The organism is Flagellimonas eckloniae (assembly GCF_001413955.1).
GTDB classification, from domain to species: domain Bacteria; phylum Bacteroidota; class Bacteroidia; order Flavobacteriales; family Flavobacteriaceae; genus Flagellimonas; species Flagellimonas eckloniae.
The window spans coordinates 2,401,300-2,419,623 of the sequence record NZ_LCTZ01000002.1 but is presented as its reverse complement, the minus strand read 5'-3'; the positions used below and the strand labels follow the sequence as shown (position 1 = coordinate 2,419,623).

General features: G+C 34.8%; 16 protein-coding genes and 1 tRNA gene. 6 read left to right on the top strand and 11 right to left on the bottom strand.

The features are described from left to right. Positions 1 to 182: 182 nt before the first annotated feature. Entirely contained in the window at positions 183 to 1,193 is a 1,011-nt protein-coding gene (locus AAY42_RS10340) for an ATP-grasp domain-containing protein (protein WP_055394884.1), read from the bottom strand. A 279-nt stretch (positions 1,194 to 1,472) separates the two neighbouring features. On the opposite strand from AAY42_RS10340, the gene AAY42_RS10335 reads away from it, so the two are divergent. The 5 genes from AAY42_RS10335 to AAY42_RS10315 all read left to right on the top strand — a co-directional run bounded on the left by AAY42_RS10335 (position 1,473) and on the right by AAY42_RS10315 (position 5,750). Then, the gene (locus tag AAY42_RS10335) at positions 1,473 to 2,189 is read left to right on the top strand and encodes a hypothetical protein (RefSeq protein WP_055394882.1); all 717 of its coding nucleotides are present in this window, start codon (positions 1,473 to 1,475) and stop codon (positions 2,187 to 2,189) included. Further along, positions 2,186 to 2,998: a hypothetical protein gene (locus tag AAY42_RS10330; protein WP_055394880.1), complete on the top strand. Its 813-nt coding sequence runs from the start codon at positions 2,186 to 2,188 to the stop codon at positions 2,996 to 2,998. The genes AAY42_RS10335 and AAY42_RS10330 overlap by 4 nt, the downstream gene beginning before the upstream one ends. Positions 2,999 to 3,621: 623 nt before the next feature. Then, positions 3,622 to 4,458, top strand: coding sequence for a phospholipase D family protein (locus AAY42_RS10325; RefSeq protein ID WP_055394877.1), 837 nt, complete (start codon positions 3,622 to 3,624; stop codon positions 4,456 to 4,458). A gap of 247 nt (positions 4,459 to 4,705) precedes the next feature. Further along, complete coding sequence (locus AAY42_RS10320) at positions 4,706 to 5,407, top strand: hypothetical protein (protein WP_055394875.1); 702 nt, start codon at positions 4,706 to 4,708, stop codon at positions 5,405 to 5,407. Between the two features lie 19 nt (positions 5,408 to 5,426). Beyond that, positions 5,427 to 5,750, top strand: a complete 324-nt coding sequence (locus AAY42_RS10315) for a hypothetical protein (RefSeq protein ID WP_055394873.1) — start codon at positions 5,427 to 5,429, stop codon at positions 5,748 to 5,750. A 129-nt stretch (positions 5,751 to 5,879) separates the two neighbouring features. Here AAY42_RS10315 and AAY42_RS10310 read toward each other — a convergent pair whose 3' ends face one another. Further along, entirely contained in the window at positions 5,880 to 6,176 is a 297-nt protein-coding gene (locus AAY42_RS10310) for a hypothetical protein (protein WP_055394871.1), read from the bottom strand. A 172-nt stretch (positions 6,177 to 6,348) separates the two neighbouring features. Continuing rightward, positions 6,349 to 6,894 carry a hypothetical protein gene (locus AAY42_RS10305; protein ID WP_139063710.1) on the bottom strand — a complete coding sequence of 182 codons (546 nt, stop codon included), beginning with the start codon at positions 6,892 to 6,894 and terminating at the stop codon, positions 6,349 to 6,351. A 418-nt stretch (positions 6,895 to 7,312) separates the two neighbouring features. On the opposite strand from AAY42_RS10305, the gene AAY42_RS10295 reads away from it, so the two are divergent. Further along, positions 7,313 to 9,790: a P-loop NTPase family protein gene (locus AAY42_RS10295; RefSeq protein WP_055394865.1), complete on the top strand. Its 2,478-nt coding sequence runs from the start codon at positions 7,313 to 7,315 to the stop codon at positions 9,788 to 9,790. A 345-nt stretch (positions 9,791 to 10,135) separates the two neighbouring features. On the opposite strand, the gene AAY42_RS10290 is transcribed toward AAY42_RS10295, so the two are convergent. The 8 genes from AAY42_RS10290 to AAY42_RS10255 all read right to left on the bottom strand — a co-directional run bounded on the left by AAY42_RS10290 (position 10,136) and on the right by AAY42_RS10255 (position 18,318). Then, the gene (locus AAY42_RS10290; RefSeq protein ID WP_055394863.1) at positions 10,136 to 11,389 is read right to left on the bottom strand and encodes a site-specific integrase; all 1,254 of its coding nucleotides are present in this window, start codon (positions 11,387 to 11,389) and stop codon (positions 10,136 to 10,138) included. Positions 11,390 to 11,470: 81 nt separating this feature from the next. Further along, entirely contained in the window at positions 11,471 to 13,951 is a 2,481-nt protein-coding gene (locus AAY42_RS10285) for a DUF3987 domain-containing protein (protein ID WP_055394861.1), read from the bottom strand. Next, positions 13,948 to 14,253: a helix-turn-helix domain-containing protein gene (locus AAY42_RS10280; protein ID WP_055394859.1), complete on the bottom strand. Its 306-nt coding sequence runs from the start codon at positions 14,251 to 14,253 to the stop codon at positions 13,948 to 13,950. The genes AAY42_RS10285 and AAY42_RS10280 overlap by 4 nt, the downstream gene beginning before the upstream one ends. Before the next feature lie 155 nt (positions 14,254 to 14,408). Then, positions 14,409 to 15,335, bottom strand: coding sequence for a hypothetical protein (locus AAY42_RS10275; protein WP_055394857.1), 927 nt, complete (start codon positions 15,333 to 15,335; stop codon positions 14,409 to 14,411). A gap of 148 nt (positions 15,336 to 15,483) precedes the next feature. After that, positions 15,484 to 15,557: transfer RNA gene (locus AAY42_RS10270), tRNA-Asp, on the bottom strand. A gap of 118 nt (positions 15,558 to 15,675) precedes the next feature. After that, complete coding sequence (locus tag AAY42_RS10265) at positions 15,676 to 16,605, bottom strand: DUF58 domain-containing protein (RefSeq protein WP_055397883.1); 930 nt, start codon at positions 16,603 to 16,605, stop codon at positions 15,676 to 15,678. Positions 16,606 to 16,679: 74 nt separating this feature from the next. Continuing rightward, a complete protein-coding gene (gene trxA, locus AAY42_RS10260) occupies positions 16,680 to 16,997 on the bottom strand; it encodes a thioredoxin (RefSeq protein ID WP_055394855.1) in 318 nt (105 codons plus the stop codon). 94 nt (positions 16,998 to 17,091) lie between these two features. Further along, entirely contained in the window at positions 17,092 to 18,318 is a 1,227-nt protein-coding gene (locus tag AAY42_RS10255; protein ID WP_055394853.1) for a cytochrome c3 family protein, read from the bottom strand. Positions 18,319 to 18,324 lie beyond the last annotated feature (6 nt).

Genomic DNA, 18,324 nt, shown 5'->3' with positions numbered 1-18,324 from the left:
CGTAAAATTAGTGGTTAAACTAAAATAAATTCGTTTTGAGAATGATTCAAAATCATTCAAAATTATAGTATTTCTTACCTGAATATTGATTGGTTGACAAAAACCTAAACTTTCTTAAAACCCCCTATTGTTTTGATGATTTGAATAGTATAAATCTCTTTGTGGTTTAATATAACTTATTGTTATTTAGGAGAAATTACAAAGTCATTGTAGGATCGAGTTAGAATATAATCACTTTCACATACCTTGTATTTATCATCAACCACTATTTCTTTCCCTAAAATTAAATTTAGGTAAGCCAAAGGGAAATTGAACCCCGCTTTTGTAAACAAATCAATTCCTGAAGACATTCTAGGATTTATTTCATTTAAGAACAATTTCCCTTCTGGATCTCTCTTGAAGTCAATACAGGAAATCCCTACATAACCTAATTTTTTAATCGCTTTTTCTGCCATTTCGAACATCGAAAAATCATAAATGGTTCGTGCCACTTGTGAGTTTCCACATCGATAAATAACTTTTTCATATCCGGCAATAGCCAGTGCTTCACCATTATAATTGGTTAACACAGTTACCTGATATTCCTCATTGGGTAGATATTCACAAACAATCGCCTGATAACTACCTTCTTTATTTTTTTCTTTATTAATTGCATATTTATAATCGATTTCAGAATCTACTTTATAAACACCTCTCCCTCCTCTAGAGACCATTCTTTTGACAATCATAGGATAGTCAAATATATTTTCAATTACCAGCTCTTTGGTAATATATGAAAAACGTGGAGTGTTAATTTCGCTGAAGGATGGTTGTGAAAAAAATTCGTATGTTTTTGCTTTATTATTTACTATTTCTGCAGCATCTAATGAGGGTAGAAACATATTGACTAAATCATTAAGTCTATTTATTGATTTTAAAACTGAAACAACTTCTTCATCTGTATTTGGGATTAGTACATCAACACTTTCGGCTTTAATAATCTCTATAATTTCATCAATATAAGTTGGATCATTAGCATAAGGAACTACATAGGCTTCATTTGAAATATTGAACCCATAAGCATATGGATTTGCATCAACGCCTATAATATGAAGTTGTTGATTTGAAGCTTGTAAAGAGCTTATAGCTCCAATGGAAGCAGGTCCACCAACTCCTGTTATTAGAATATTTTTCTTCATAAATACTTTTGTCATATTTTTATTAAAAGGAAAATTTCATTTTGCGTAAAATACTATTAAGGAAGGTGTTAAGATGCAATTTAAGAGAAAATCTTAATTTTCTATTGAACAGGAACCTTAATAATTTACCTTTTTTCTATAGTCATCATTATATACTTTCCGTATATATTCTGGGGGTTTTCCACATCGAAATACAATCGTCTGCCATATTAGGCCGTTCGTCGTATTTTTTTACTTTTCGTCTTGATTGACAATATCTTATATGCTCTCTTTTTGCATGCAAACCAACTGATAATGAAACCTTTATTTATTCTTGCGCTAATTATGATGTGTTCTTGCCGTTCCACTAAACATATGGTTTCCGCAAATCCTGAAATAACAGCGGTTCCTGACCCTATATCTGATGAAGTTTATGAGAATTACAATTTAGAAGCAGAGCCTTTTGAGGCGGACTATGCCCTGATATTGGCAGAAGCAGTTGAAATTGAATCAGATGTCGTCACCATGGTAGAAAGTTCAATGGCAAATATGAGCGAACTTACTGAGTTTGATGTCCACAACATGAAAGTGATGGAACTGGGCAAGATGATGGACAGCATTGCCTATGATGAGGCCTATGATGGGTTCAAAATCAAAATACGAAGCAATTTTTATTCCTTTCAAGCTATTGAAAATTACAGTAGTGCCAATTTTCTCAAACTTTACGATAAACCCGCTCTAACAGCAAAGGCATTCAATCCAATCTTGTCCCAGATACGATTTCACATTGAAAAGATTAAATCAGTGTTAAAGGCAATTGAAGACGGTTATGGTAATTATGAATTTGTCAAACAGGTCAATTTTATAGATGCTAAAACCTCTTTTGAGTCCTTTGTGTTCCAATGGTCAAGGGATATAACCAAACCCTGCAGATTCTCTGACGTTTGTACTGAAAACAAAGATATTCTATCCAATTTGAATCCCTTAATAAAAGAATGCATAACCAATCTCGAAACAATCCTTAAATTATGAAAAATTCAATTTTAGCAGTATTCACATTATTAATCTTAACGCCCTGTTTAGGGCAAGAAAATAGCGATGAGAGTAAGCCAAATGCCGCAATCGGTGTTGTAGAGGCATTGACCAACACTTTTCTGCCAGGTGTTTTCAGTGGTGTTAAAGGTTTGCTTGAACAGTTTGGGAACAGAGCGGATAGAGAAGAGATGGAAGATCTCAATGCCAAGGTCACAGAGTTAGAGGATCAGTCAATAGAGCAAAAGCAAGAAGCTAAAGAAATTTTTGAAGACCTTAACAAATACTACGAATCAGAAGTGCTCGATTTTGAGTCGCTTAACCTTGTTTTCCTAAAGGTTAGTATTTTTTCAACTAAAGTTGGTACGCTGACCATGGCATCAGACCTTCTCACCGACGATAACGTGGCATTCACGGATGGGGAAGCGGAAATCGCTGTTATCAACCTAATTAAGGATGCTTCGAATTCGGTAGTTTCGAATTTTGATGTAGATGAAACCATGCTCAAGTCAAGAAACCCACTACTAAACACAATTATTACAGGACATATAAGAACTATAAAGGCCGTAATCCTAAGAATGGAAAATAGCGGTCTTACCGCAACAAGTACGACTAATATGACTTCAGATGATATTGACAATTACTTTGAAATGGTAAGAAACCTTAAAAACAATGGTAATAGGAGGTTTGCTGACATGGAGAACAGTGTTACAGCTATCCAAGAAGCACTGGCAACCTACTTACAAAGTTTCCAAACCAAAACCGAAAAAATCAATACCAAGGTGACCGAGACCTTAAAGAAACTCTAAGACAGGTACTCTTACGCTTTCATTTAAGTTAAACGGACATTGCAAAGCTTTAATTTTAGGGCCTTATTTTAATGTACACGGGCAAAGAGCATAAAAACAGACCTTAGGGTTTTATTCAAAAGTCATTTAAAGTGTAATAATTGATTTGGTGAATCATCTCAAAAAATCATAATTAACTACCAAGATGAGTGGTTTAAAGGGTGCTCAAATTTGGATATTTCGCACTCACCTCCTTTTGAAGATTAAATATTGTAAAACGAGGTTGAAATAAATTTAGCGTACGTAAATCATACATTAATCAAAACGTAAAACCACAAAACATTGATTAACAATGAATTGGAATTTAACCCTAGAATCTGGATGGAAAAACCTTTCGAAGCCTATAAACACTTACGAATACCTTTACATACTTAATCTGTGAATCTTTTTAAAGTTTAAACTACTGTGTGCTTACCTAAACATTTGTGGATATTGCACTGACTTCGATATCAAAACTTCATCACTTATTTTTTGCTAAATGCGAAATTTAACTTGCGGATGATTTCAGTGAAGTTGGCGAAAATCAATAATTTTAAACTATCTAAATTAAGAGTCTATATTTTAACGAAAACCAACTAGTTTATATGGCTAAATTTATTAAAGGAAATCAACTTAATGCGGAACTTGAAAGAATTTTTGATGAAGCGGAGCAGCAACTAATCATCGTGTCTCCCTACATAAAGCTTCATGCGAGGATTCTTGACGTGCTTAAATCAAAAAAACAAAATGATAAACTAAGAATTGTGATAATCTTTGGTAAGAATGAGGACAACATTGCGAATAGTTTTAGAAAGAATGATTTTGAGTTTCTCAAAGATTTTCCAAATATTGAAATTAGATATGAGTCACGTCTTCATGCCAAATATTATGCAAATGAATCTTCCGCTTTGTTGAGTTCAATGAATCTCTATGATTATTCTCAAAATAATAACATTGAGTTTGGTATTTTAACCAAGGTTACTTTGTTTGGAGAATTAACAGGAAACTTTTTCAGCGATACATTGGATGAGGAGGCATTTAAATACTTTGAACAGGTAGCCATTAACAGCGAATGTTTATACAAAAGAACCCCTGAATACGATGAATCATTAATGGGGCTTAAAAGAAAATATACCGAGTCTCATACAGAAGATCAATTGTCGGAATTACTCAATTCAAGTGTTCAAACTCAAAGCCCATATAAAAGTATTGGCACTAAGAAAAAAAAACATGGATATTGCATAAGAACCGGGGTTGAAATACCATTTAATTCTGAAAAGCCCTTTTGTGACAAAGCTTACAAGTCATGGTTGAGATACAAAGATAAAAGTTACCAAGAAAAGTATTGTCATTACTCGGGTGAAGAGTCAAATGGAGAAACTTCTTTTTCAAGACCTATACTAAGAAAGAACTGGCACCAAGCAAAAAGTAAGATCAGGTAATTACGGTGAAAATATATTGCTCTTTCGACAAAACAGAATTAGTCTCATTTTTAGTTTGAAGCGTAAACAGACATATCATAAGTTGTTGGAAATGGCCTTAAGTAAATCGGTTGATTATTGATAAAGTAGTGTTAATTTTAGTGAATCACCATTTGTTCCAATACATAACATATTCTTACCTCCGAATTCGGTGTTAAAGAATTTTGTAGACGGACTTCCAGCATTTGATATTTCAATAAACTAAAAAATGGAGGTAGAACTAAAAGAAATTGAGTTATGGAAACGTATCCGTCCGAATGTCAAAGACAATTTTAACTATGATGAAGAATGGGAAAAAGCAATTCAGCTCTTTTCTCAGAGATACGATAGAAAGTTTTTCAACCCTATTATAGAAATACTTAAATCACAAAAAAGTCAAGGTGAAGGCTTTGCCATTTTAACAATCCAATGTGCTTTAAATGAATCATTAGCATCATTTAGGCAAGGGAGAATTTTTAATCATAGATCAAACAAAAATTCACCGACCTATGAATATAGAAATAGTTCTAACTTGTTTATTTGGTTTTTGTTGAATGAATCCATTTTTAAGAATAACTTTTGGAAATTGGAAAAAGGTGTAAAATTAGTTAACTCCCCCTTTAGCGCTGAGGACTTTTATGCGGATGTTCGTTGTGGTCTTATACACGAAGCGAGAACTAAAAACGATTGGCATGTTAATACAACAAAGAATTCAGTAAAAACTAGCAAAGTATTTCTTGATAAAAGGGGAAATAAAATCAGTATTTACCGTACTATTTTACATTATAGATTAAAACAATTGATGCAGGATTATTGCAATGAACTTCGTGCTACGGATCAAAATGGTGCAATCTTAAGAAAGAATTTTGGAAGAAAAATGGATCACTTATTCTATATGCCCATTGATTTAAATTGTCAATGGTGGAGATAATTTTAATATAGAAAACCTTATGATAAGTGACCATTTACCAAGAGCTTTAATTCAGCAAATTGCAGAATACCTTAGAAATCAATGTACAGACTCAATTCGTAGGTCATTTACACAAAACCAATTTGACAAAAATTCTGTAACTGCATCATTCTTTAGTAAAATTGAAAAGAAACCTGATAAATTTAAGGGGTATATATATGGTGAAGAAAATCTTTATTATGATTACGGCAATCAGGCAGCCACATTTATGGATATAGACGGAAGTTCTATGTTGATAAATCAAAGAGGTGTGTCGAGACTTAATATTTCACAAATTATACCGACCAATAAATCCAACATTTGAATCTTTTGGAGTCTTTGCAGAACTGAGTCAATTTGAATTTAAACCGCTGGTATTAGTATGTTTACACTCTAATGCTTCTTAAGAGGTGGCAATATAGGCTTAGAAATAGCCGAATTTTTCAAAATAAGCTCACTTCATTTCAAGTCTTTTTCTGCTATTGTATATAGCTTTCTCAGTAAATAATGACTTGAACTTGGGATCAATAACCATGTTTTCAACTGCTAAGTCAGCCCTTCCTTCCATAAGCAATCTTGTGAAACCTTCGGTTTGTTTTTCGTCTTCAACAACTCTTTTAGTTGCTTCAATGGCCCCGTGCTTATCTACCATTTGAATAAAGGTAAGAGGCTTATATACTTCTTTTATAATTTTGGAAATCTGCTCTTTCAATTCTTTTTCAAATTCCTTTTTTAGTGAAGTGCTCGGCATGTTTAGTGTTTTTTGCTAAGATAGAAAATAGGCGAATACTATATTTAGGCTTAGGGAACTATGCCAATAAGATAGTTAAGGAGTGTTTAAAACGACATTAATTAGAACTGTCACATGGATTCGGTTATGCGGTTCTACTTACCGAACCCAATAAAAATATCGGAAAACATACCTAATCTTCCGAATGCTCTTTTTTATATTTTTCCTGCATCTGCAACACTTCCCCCCATCTATATCTTCCAACATTGGACGGATTAGATTCCCATCTTGTGGTTGAAGCCATTCCTTTTTCCAATGTTACTGTTGTGAAGTGTTGAAAATCCACCGAGAAATATAATCCTTCCCAGTTTCTATCTCCATAGATTTCTTCAAATTTCTTTTCGATATGTTCCAAGGGCAAGTCCTTGAAGTGAGTTGTTACATTGAAGATTTTACCATCTTGTATGTAGAAGTCAATAATTATGTCAGATATAGCTTGAAGATTTACGTATAACTGTCGATTCCTATATACTAGTACATTGGTAATCATTCCATTCTCTTTGATTACTTCGTATTCTATAGGAATTCTTTGGTTTCCTGCGGAATCGGGCTTTTTAGAATCCCTTGCCTGTAATTCCAACATATATAAAAATCGGCTAACAGGTGTTCCGATTTCAAATTGAGAAAAAACGGTAAAGGATGACAATATTATTAAAGTAGAAAGGACTGTTTTCTTCATTTTAAATCTATTGTGCGCCAGCCCCGAACACCGATTACTAAAAACAACAAGCGTGGAACTGTAGCTTACTGTTTCAGAGGCACCGCCAAGCGCCCACAATCCAAATAAACAAACAGCCCACGCCAAGCATGGGCGTCAGGTCTATTCATCTTAGATTGCTTTTTTGAAATTGGCGGTTTCCTGAAACAAGAATAAATAGCTAACGCTATGTCAATATGTTGATGTTATGTTTTTCTAATACATTTTGTTTAATTGTTAAAGATAATGCTTCAGTATAAAACCAGTAATGGAAATAATGGGATTAGAGAAAAAATTGAGCGCGCCTGTTTTAAACAAAAATCACACAGAACATTTACTTCCTATGCAATTGGAATCATTATCTTAGTATTAAAGGATCCTCAAAGTCCAATTTCAAAAGATGACAATCGACAGCGCATTAAACGTTTTTAATTCTTACAAAGAAGAGTTTGAAGCTCTCAAGAAACAGAGTATTTCTGAAACAGATACTAGATGTAAAATACTAGATCGGATTTTAATTGGAGTGTTAGGCTGGGAAGAAAAAAACATAACAAGAGAAGATTATGTTCAAAGTATGGGTTTTTATGATTATATGGTCTCTACTGGGTTGGCATCATTTGTTGTGGAGGCAAAAAAAACCTTGGCCGGACTGGTTTTACCTAAAAGTAAAAAGGCAAAGCTAAAAACATTATTATCGGACCCTTCCAATAAGGAGGTCATTCATCAAATAAGGGGTTACTTAATTGAAAAAGGATTAACACATGGAGTGATTTCAAATGGTCATCAATTCATAATAGCACGTTTTTTAAACACTAATGGCGAAGATTGGAAAAATAATTCAGCTATTATTTTCAATGGTTTTGATGATATCGAAAAGCGATTTATTGAATTTTATGAAGTTTTTTCAAGAGAATCTATTTTGCAAAAAGGCAGAATTGAGATACGTGAAGAAACTAAATTCGATAAAAAGTTAATTGGTCTATCAAGGCTTCTTAGAAAAAATGAAAAGCTAGTAAGGAATGAACTTAGCGATAAATTAATTAAAATAATTGATATAATATTTAGGGAAATAGACAATACCTCATCCTTAGATAAAATAGAAACTCTGAAAAAATGCTATGTGTTCAATGATGATGTTAGGAAGCATCAATCTGAAATGAGTCTAATGTTTCAGGATTCACCTCCTAAATTTGATGAAAAGGTTTTTGGTGTTCGCAACACTATACATACACAAGAAGCTATTGAAGAAAAACTGTTAGATGGCTCTTTCAGTTTGCCAAATCCTATAGTTCTTATTGGTGGAAAAGGTGCAGGGAAGACCACATTTATAAAGTACTTTTTCAAAGTTTCGATTAAGGATACTACCAGAAAGAAAATCCCTAATGTTTACATTGATTTTAGAGCAATCTATTCACATTTAGATAACCCTGAGATTATATATCAAAAAATTCTAGATGAGCTTTATCGTGAGCATTCTTATCTGAATTTGAAAAACTACGCTATACTAAAAAGAATTTATCGTGATGAAATAAAACATGAAACCAATAATGGGCTTTGGTCAATTTTTAAAAACAAACCTGAGGAACTGGAACTTAAGATAAACAGCTTTATCGAACAAAAACTTGCTAATTCTCAAGACCACTTAGCAGCTGTTTCAAAATATCTTATTAACCCTTGTCACAAAAGATTGTGCGTTATTTTTGACAATGTGGATCAGCTTGATTTCGATGTGCAAAAAAATGCATTCCTTTTCGCCCAAAGTATTCATCTCTCCTTAAAATGCATTATAATTATTTCTTTGAGAGAAGGTTATTACTACCAATGGAAAGATAAGCCCCCTTTTGATGCATATCAGCCAAATATATTTCACCTTACAGCTCCTCCTTACAGGGATGTCCTTAAGAAACGAATACAATATGTTGTTGACGACCATACTTATTCAGACACGGAGGGAAGTATTGAAAATAAAATCTTCAAATTGTCCGATGTCACACAACAGACATTTTTTAAAAATTTGTATACAACCCTGTTTAGACGAAAAAACTCAGAAATCTTGGAGTTTTTGGAGCAAACTTCCTATCCAAACATTAGATTAGGTTTAGAAAAATTCAACAATTTTCTGATATCAGGTCATACGAAGGTAGAAGAGTATATGACCAAAGACGATTTCAATATCCCAATTTGGGAATTTGTAAAGTCAGTAGCATTGGAATCAAACTACTATTACTTCCATAATAAAAGTAAGATTTTCAATATTTTTTACCCCTCACAACCTGGGGGGAATCATTTTACAAAGCTCAGGATATTACATTATTTGATTAATGAGGCGGAACTAACATCTTATAAAGAGCATTATATCCCTTCTTTAAAACTGTTAGACTCTTTTGTTAAATGCGGATATAATAGAGATAATGTGCTTTCCGAACTTCAGGAGCTACTAAAATTTGGTCTAATTAATTGTGAAAGTTACGTATCCGATACCCATGAAGTTCCATTGGACATTACGGGATTTCAGATTTCGGTAACCCAATCTGGAATTTATTATTCCACACGTTTAGTGACCGAATTTTTCTATATGGATCTTGTATTACAGGATACTCCGATTTACGAACCTAGTTATTTTGACGACCTGTCACATCTATTTTGTTCTCCAAACCCGCATGGAAGTAGGCCAATAGATAGACGAATCCAATGTGTTGAAATTTTTGTTAAATATTTAATTAATCAAGAAACTCGGGACAGACTTGAAATGGCACAAACAGATAATAAGGCTTTAAGGATGAACATAATGGGATTTATTCTTGATTCAAATTTGAGAGCACGAATGAAGACTTTAAGTTTCAATCATTTAAAAGGGATAGTGGTAAATCTTGATTAGTAGGGAAGGAGACAGAATATCAGAAATTACCAACTCGCACAAAGTTTTCTATAGTACAGGTCTGGTGTGACAGTTTGTTATACTAAAGCACTGTCAATTTTTAATAGCAAAACCATTATTTTCCATTATTCAGCATATCAAACCATCACTAAAACTATATCAAACACAGAATAACCAAAAAATAAAGTCTAGTACTCAAAAGAAGTTATGATCTTCCCTACATGAAAAAACACCGTAAAAAACGCTTTACAATCACAACTCTGAAAGGGATAAAACTTGTAAAGAAAAAAGCCAGTTTCTAAAAAAGGAACTGGTTAGGATTATTTAAGTCTTTATGTAAAACAACTATTCGGCTGTTATCAAAGACCAGTGTTTTTCTAACATATCTGCTGTTTCACTTTCCGTTACTTTAATGTACTTCATGAATGTTTTTTCCGATTTGTGTCCGGTGATTTTCATGATACTTATGGATGGGAAGCCCTGCTTAAAAAGGTTAGTGGCAAACGATCGCCTCGCACAATGGGACGAAAGAAGCTGCCATTTTTCAAAAACTTCTTCTTTTCGGTTGATTCCAAATGTCCTGACTTTTACAATTTGGGTTTTCAGACCTGCAAGTTTTCCAATTTGCTTCAATTCAGCATTTATTGTTTGGTTGCAGTAAATATTAGGCAGCATTCCATCATACTTTTTTAGAATGGTCTTTACAAAGGGATGAAAAGGAATCACAACAGTGCTTCCCGTTTTTTGCGTTTTGATTGTAAGCCTATCACCACTTATGTTCTTGGGTTCAATTTGCCTAAAGTCGCTGAATCTTAAACCTGTATAACATGCTATTACAAAAAGGTCACGGATTTGGATTTGTTTTTTGTTCAACCTATTAATCAAAAGAAGTCTGCGGATTTCACTCTCATCCAAATAAATGTTGGAGACATCCTCTTGGTAAACTTTAAAGCGCTTGTTCCTGAATTGTAAATTTGAATTGTATCCTTGGTCAACTCCTGCATTAAGAATGGTTTTAAGAGTCTTAATAATTTTTCCAAAAGTGTTGTTACTCGAACCTCTTTCATGAACATAATACTCCATGAAATCATAATACCAGTTTAATGTAAACGAATTCCAATCCAGCCATTTTAATTTACGCGCTTTGCGGTATTGGTGAAGAATATGAAGAAAATCTTGATAGCTCCTAACCGTTGAGGGCTTTTTGATTAGCTTGGATTCTTCAATGAAACTTTCGGCGAACTTTTGGAAGCTCATTACTTTCAGCCGTTTCCTCTGTTTCCCACTTGTAGTATTGTTTTCGGCATATTTACTTTTAAGGTAACCTACTGTTGGCTCAGTACCATCCAATAGAGCAATGTTTATGTGGTTTTCCATCTGCTGCCTAAACTTGGATAGGTACAAATTGATGGTTGAATAACCTTGGTGGCTTCTTTTTACTTTCTGTGTGACTGTATCCCAATCTTTAACAGGTATTTTTTTCTTTGTAGTAAAATAAACGGTTTCACCCCGATGAACATACCTTAGAAAAATAAGTGTGGTACCATCTTTGGATATTGCTGATTTGTTTTTGCGTATGATGTATTTAAACGTTGGCATAATTACGATTTTGTGGTTAATAATAGTAATGGGAAGGTCCCTATCAAATGCCACCTTAGACAACGGATAGGGACCTTATGGTTAACCTACTTTTTTGAAGTGACCCTTCTTTGGATTGACCAAGAATGCTTTATCCCTTAGTAGATAAATCCATTTTTCTGCTGTTTTGGGCTTTATACACATGTCCTCAGCAATCTGTTGGGATTCTGCAAAGGTGAACTGTGATGGAAGGGCATAGTAGTAATCCAATTTGATACCTCTAAATAGGTTTTCAGCTCGTTCCTCATTCATCTGCCTTAAAACATCAATGGCATTATTGAGTATCAGTTCGCTGATTGCCATTGCTGAATTAAAGTCTTCTGGAGTGCATTGGAAACTGTTATGCATGCTATCTGTTTCCAGTCTCCTAAGTGTTGTGAGTATCATTGCAATTTTAAAAGTAATTGCCCCTAGCCTATTGACCGTAGCCCTACCGTCGAATCCAGCAATGGTCTTTATCCATTCAATCCTTTTTTCAAATACTTGATCTAGCTTGATTTTTTGGGAATCACTGAACAGAAATGTTACAGGTTCAGGAAGCGATTCAAGGTTGAGGAAGTATTCCAAAATCTGTTCACTTAAGGTCTCAAAGTGTTTGGTAAAATCAAATTCTTCATCCTTGAAGACACTTAACCATCGGTCGAGACCATTGAATCTAAATGGGATTACACGGCTGAACAAGCCATTTTCTCCATCTGGTATTAACCTATAGAATTGTTGTGGGGTTCCAGAGATTAGTAATGACAACTTTCCCTTTTCAACTCTTATGTGCTCCCTGTCCTTTTTGCGCATCACACTAAGAGGTTCACCTTCGTAGGATTTCCGTAAATAATCACTAAAAGATCTTAAGTTGCCACTATTGGACTGAACCAAGCCATCAATTTCGGTGTCATACATTAGGCCATAACCATTATTGTCACTCATCTGTTTAATCCAAGCAGCTGAAGTAATATCACACGGAATTAATTTTACCTCATAAGCAGGTTCAGGACCAAGTTCACTGGAATCCATATCACCATTTTTTACAAGCTCTTGTTGTTCCCTGAATTGACTTATAGCCTGTTTGGAGTTTTCTATTAAGAATTCATCAATAGGCAAGATTAAATTTCTAGCCCATTTAATCTGGCTTTTACCCGAAGCGGGTGGAGCTATAATTATGGTAAACAGGTTTGGGTAAATATAGTCGTCTCTAAAGCGACCAATTACCTTGTGCATTGTACTTCCAATAGTTGTTAAAAATGATAACAGCATCATCAATTTAATTTCACCGTCAAATGGCACAAGGCATTCTCCTAAAAATGTAGGTAGGGTTTCATAGGATATTTGGAGGGCATCTTCATTGTCCATTACAGGTGAAGAGTCTGTACTCTCTTCTTCCTCTACTGGGTCTAAATTATCTTCTTGAGGGGAAACAGAGGATTCAGGGGAGAAAGGCTTTGCACCAATCAGTTCAATTAGATCCTCTTTCGGGAAACCCAGTGAAATGAAGTCAGACACATCTTTACCTCCCTTTTGAACTAATGTGTCAGGTAGTTCAACTATCCTAATGTTGTATTCGTGTTTACTTTGGTACTCAACAATTTTCTCGGCACATTTTTTTCCTGTCTCATCCTTGTCGTATAAAATCACAAGTTCAAATTTGTCGTTCAGAGCATCATGGAAATCTAGAATGTAGCACAACAATGTTTCGGGAAAGTAAGTGTTGGTTTCTGAAGACAGACAGAATGCTTTATATCCCATGGATTGCAGTACCAATGCATCTTTTTCCCCAGCACAGCAGACTAATGATAAAGGTTGATTTTTGTGTTCACCATCCTGAATATCTTTGAAAGACTTTTTTAAGAGGTGAATCCCATAAACATATTCTTTTGGCATACCTCCTCGCCATGTGAACTTAAACTCCTTTTTATAAGGCTGGTAAATCTTTGCCGATTCCGCTACCTTATGGGCAATCATCACTTCTTTTGGCTTTTTGTTCAACCTTAATGCCTCACCGTTGTCCCTTCTGAAGGTTTGTGATTGGATAAAGTAAGAGCTATTGCTCTTCATGACTTCCGGATCAATATGATATTTTGCCAAGAAGTTTTTTTCATCTTTACCTAAACTTTCAAAAGGAATATCCTCTATTAGGTAATCCACACCTTCTGGCAACTCAGCTGTTTCAAATTTTGGAGCGGTTCCTTTCAATAAAGGAGGTTCCTTTCCAGTAACTTCTTTGTAGATGCCATTCATTATTTGGATAAAGTTTCCCTTAACCTCATTCAAACCTTCTACAGCAGCATAGAATTTAAACATGTCGCCATTATAATCTGGATCAGCAAAATCAATAGCCTTCCAAACTCCATTTTTACAATATATCCTCAGCGAAGGATTCTCTTCGTCTCTGAATCTGTTTATTATGTTTTTGCAGTTTTGACCTTTGTTGGCGGGCTTTTCCAATTCTGGGAATAGTTTGGAAAAATAAAGCCAACCATTTTCTGTAACGGACATAAGATCCGTTTTTGATATATATGAACTACTCATAATTTACTTTTTAATTTTGTTATAAAATCATTGACCTCTCCCATTTCGAAGCGTACCGAGTCACCAATTTTTATAACAGGCATACCCTGTTTACGCAATTTGATAATGGAGCTCTTTGAAATTGAAAGCTGTCTACATAATTCTTCGGTATCGACCAACAGCTTTTGACCCTGCGGAGTAGCAACCGGTTTTTTTATAAGCTCCTCTTTAATGGTAGATACAACCCTCTCGGAAACCTCCTTAGCCAATTGATCGATGAGAAGGTTTACAACTGAGTTGATGTCATTTTTGCTGTGGTCCATACCTTGAATTTTGGCGCAAATTAGGATTGGACTTTGGCAGAATTAGTACGGTTATTCGGTAATGCCGTGTACTAGAATTGAAGGGTAGTTGGTTTTTTCAAGGATTGGCACTTGAAAATAATTGAAGTATTTAGAAAAATGTCGTGCAGTGATCTTTAGGAGGTCAAATGGTCAATTTGTGCCTTTTCTATAGGGTATTTATCGATGTGGGTAGCTTTTCGCAGTGTCTCTTGGTTAATATCACTTCCATTGGAGGAAAAACAATTGCAGACCGTTCCCCATTTTTTGTATTCTTTTGGAAACTTTACTTCTTTAGTTTTTTCCAAACTAACTATAAAATAGTTCAAACAATCCAATGGCTTCAACCATTTGATTTTTTCGTGCTTCATGAGATAATATCCTGTAAAGGCCTTTACAAACAATTCTTTGCTGTAATCGTATTTGATAAAGCCTGCCTCCCTAAGTTTGACTCGGATAGCATAAAGATCAAAGGTATCCGAATCACTTATAAATGTGTTGACAATTATACCGCTGTACTGCCTTAACCTAAAAGCAAAATCATGATAAGTTTTTGCCAATACACAGTGTCTATACTCAACATTATTGGAAAGTTGTTCCATTATTGGGGTTTCTACAACTTCAGTATTCCATGTACCCCTCATAAGAAATTGTTGATATTGCTTTTGAATACCTTTTATATCCTGTTCAGTATAATCAACCCATCCTAATGGCAGGATTTTTTTCATTTTATATTCTATGGGGATTAATTGTGTGTATGCTTCTTCCTCATCGAGGATTGTTACGTCTTTGAATTTTTCGGGAGATGAGGTAAGTAGATTTTGAATGGTGTCCAAGAGCATCTTTATTGCGCTGCCTCTATTGGTATCTGCCCTCAATTTGAGGTTGTAATTGGAAATAAGGTTCTCAAGTATTTTTTTGGATTCAGCTTCAAGGATGTCTTTTTGATGTATTTGGATTTTGTCAAGGCATTCTTTGGAGATAAGATTTTCTTCGTACTTCTTGGATTCGAGGGTCATCCAATTGATATTGCCATTTTTCCAATCTTGGTATGTATAACGCATACCCAAATTTAAAATATTGAAAGGAAAGATTGTGGTTCAAGTGGAGCACAATCAGGGATTTGAGATGAATTGTTACCGAAATCGATACCTGTAAAAGAAAAAAGCCCAATAATCTTTTGATTATCAGGCTTTTAATAATGCATTTCTGCGGTCTGGACGGGACTCGAACCCGCGACCCCCTGCGTGACAGGCAGGTATTCTAACCAACTGAACTACCAGACCAATGATTTTATCTCTAAAGACCCTGACAACAGTCAGGTTCAAATCTTGTTACATGCTTTTGGTTAAGCGAGGGCAAATATACATCCCCTTTTTCTTATGAACAAACATATTTTTTAAATCAGCTAAATTTTTGTCGCTCGGTCATGAACGTATTCAAAACTTTGGAAAAATTCGAGCGAACATCAACATCAACATATTTAATTCTATATTGGGCGCACTTCAATTTCAAATCCTCTTGATATTGCCCAATTTTTTCATTGTAAGCGTTTCTAATGTTATCTGCGTATAAATCTATATGTGTTCCAGTCTCAACATCAACAAAGCGCTTAGGGGTATTTTCAAAATTAAAATTTAGCTCATGTTTGTGGTCTAAAAGATGAAAAAGTACTACAGCATGTTTATTATATTTTAAATGGCGAAGCGCCTCAAAAAGTTGTGCTTCTTCCTTTTCGGTCTGGAACATATCCGAAAACAAAAAAATAAGACTCCGACGATGTATCTTTTCTGCAATCTGATGTAAGTAGGTATATGTTTCGGTTGTTGATGAAGAATGGGCTGCTCCAGAAACGTCATTCAACTTGGAAAATAGCATTTGAAAATGTCGTTCACTACTTTTTTCAGCAGCATGAAAATTGTAGGAATCAGAATAAATACTTAAACCAACTGCATCACGTTGCTTTTTTAATACGTTCATTAAGGCGGCGATGGCCAAAACCCCAAAACCTATTTTATTCAGATTGTCAATGGCAAGTTGTTTTACTTCTGGATAATACATGGAAGCCGAATTGTCCAGAATCATGTGACATCTTAAGTTGGTTTCATCTTCATATCTTTTGGTGTACAATCTATCCGTTTTGGCAAATAGCTTCCAATCAATATGTTTTGTGCTCTCTCCGGGATTGTAAATCTTGTGCTCAGCAAATTCTGCAGAGAATCCATGAAATGGACTCTTATGAATGCCACTTATAAAACCCTCGACAATTTGGTTTGCCAAAAGTTCAAGGTTTTGAAAGAGTTGGGCTTTATGAAGTTCTGACCTAATATCCATTATGGGTTCAATATAAAACAAAAAAGGTTTGGCAATTGCCAAACCTTTTTTAAAACTTCTTTTATTTACAAAGCTTACAATAAAGCTTCTATAGCATCAGTATATACTTTCTTTGGAGACACTCCAACTTGACGGTTAACGATTTCACCATCTTTGAAAACAAGTACAGTGGGAATGTTACGTACACCATATTTAGCGGCAAATTGCTGATTGGCATCAACATCTACCTTACCAACCACGGCTTTTCCTTCATATTCAGAACTAACTTCCTCTATGATAGGTCCTACCATTCTACAAGGCCCGCACCATGCTGCCCAAAAGTCCACAACGACAGGCTTGTCGCTTTTAAGTACTACTTCATCAAAAGTTGCATCTGTTATTTCTAGTGCCATTTTATTTGTTTTATTATTCGCAAAGTTAGTCAAATATCATACAGTTTCCTTACGGTATCTAGATTCCTTTTACCTATGGTGTCATTGTTCAATTCTATGGTTGTTTACTTGTATCTTCAGGATAAATGGAAATTAAATGTGTTCTAACTTTTACGGCAGTTTCCATTGTGTCCAGTTGAATTTTCATCGATTTGGAAGAAATTAGGGGCATATGGCAAGAAATACAATTATTATCTTTCATACGCTGCACGTCCTTGGTAGCCATACAAACTGTTTTACCCTTGGAGTGACATTGTATACATTTTTGGATGAATGTAGAAGTTTGATTTCTTTGATTTTTATGTGGATTATGACAACTGGTACAATCCATGTTCTTTGATTTTGTAAAACACTTACTCGCCGTTAATAAGCCATATTGGTTGCCATGCACATCCAATGAGATGTTATTTTCTTTGGTTTCAGATGTTGAGAATTTGCTTAGATCATCACCAATTGTGAAGCTAAAAGGAGGTTGAATTGGTTTCCTGTCTCCAGAGTGGCATAAGGCACATGCATCTAATTTTTGCTGCTTTGACAGTGCTGAATGTTTTATAACGTATTTAGAAACTTTGGCATCGGGGTTTTTTATGTGATACCCAACGTGTTTTGCTGAAGCTCCATGACAGCGTTCGCAATCTATCCCGTAAATAATTTGACTTTTATCAAAATGATTTCCCTTTTTGTCTGGAGTTGTGTTTTTTGCATAGGTGGAGTGGCACTCAAAGCAGCGCGCAATAACTGGTCGTGGTGAAATAAGTTCTTTTAGCCCCGGGCTACTGGTCCAACGGTCAGTTGGTGTAAAATAAGAGGTTTGTAATTGAAAAAGCGCATCTTCTTCCCAACTTAAATAGGATTGCCCTTTTGTGCCAGACCCAACAACAATATCTACTTGTAGATTAAATAATTCCAGTTCGTTGTGGATGAAATTAGCTCGTTGATAAAATCCTGAATCTGTTGCCATCATCGTAAACAATACACGGTCGTTTAGCGTGAATGTATTTTTCCCGAATTCAAAATTACCTTTGATTTTTGAAGAATCTGCAAGAGCCGAGGTTTTGAAATGTGCAGTGCCTATATGCGAATTATAGATATCGGTATGACAAGGGATGCAACTGGTAGAACCTGCAAAAGCTTTTCCATTTTCATGAATGGCGATAGGTTCAATAATTAGATAATCAGAAGCTATCTCTGGGTTTTTACAATTGTAAATGGCTAATGCAACAAAAAAAAGTCCAGCACCAATCAAAAAACTCTTTAAAATAGTTGATTGATGGGTATCCATAAACTT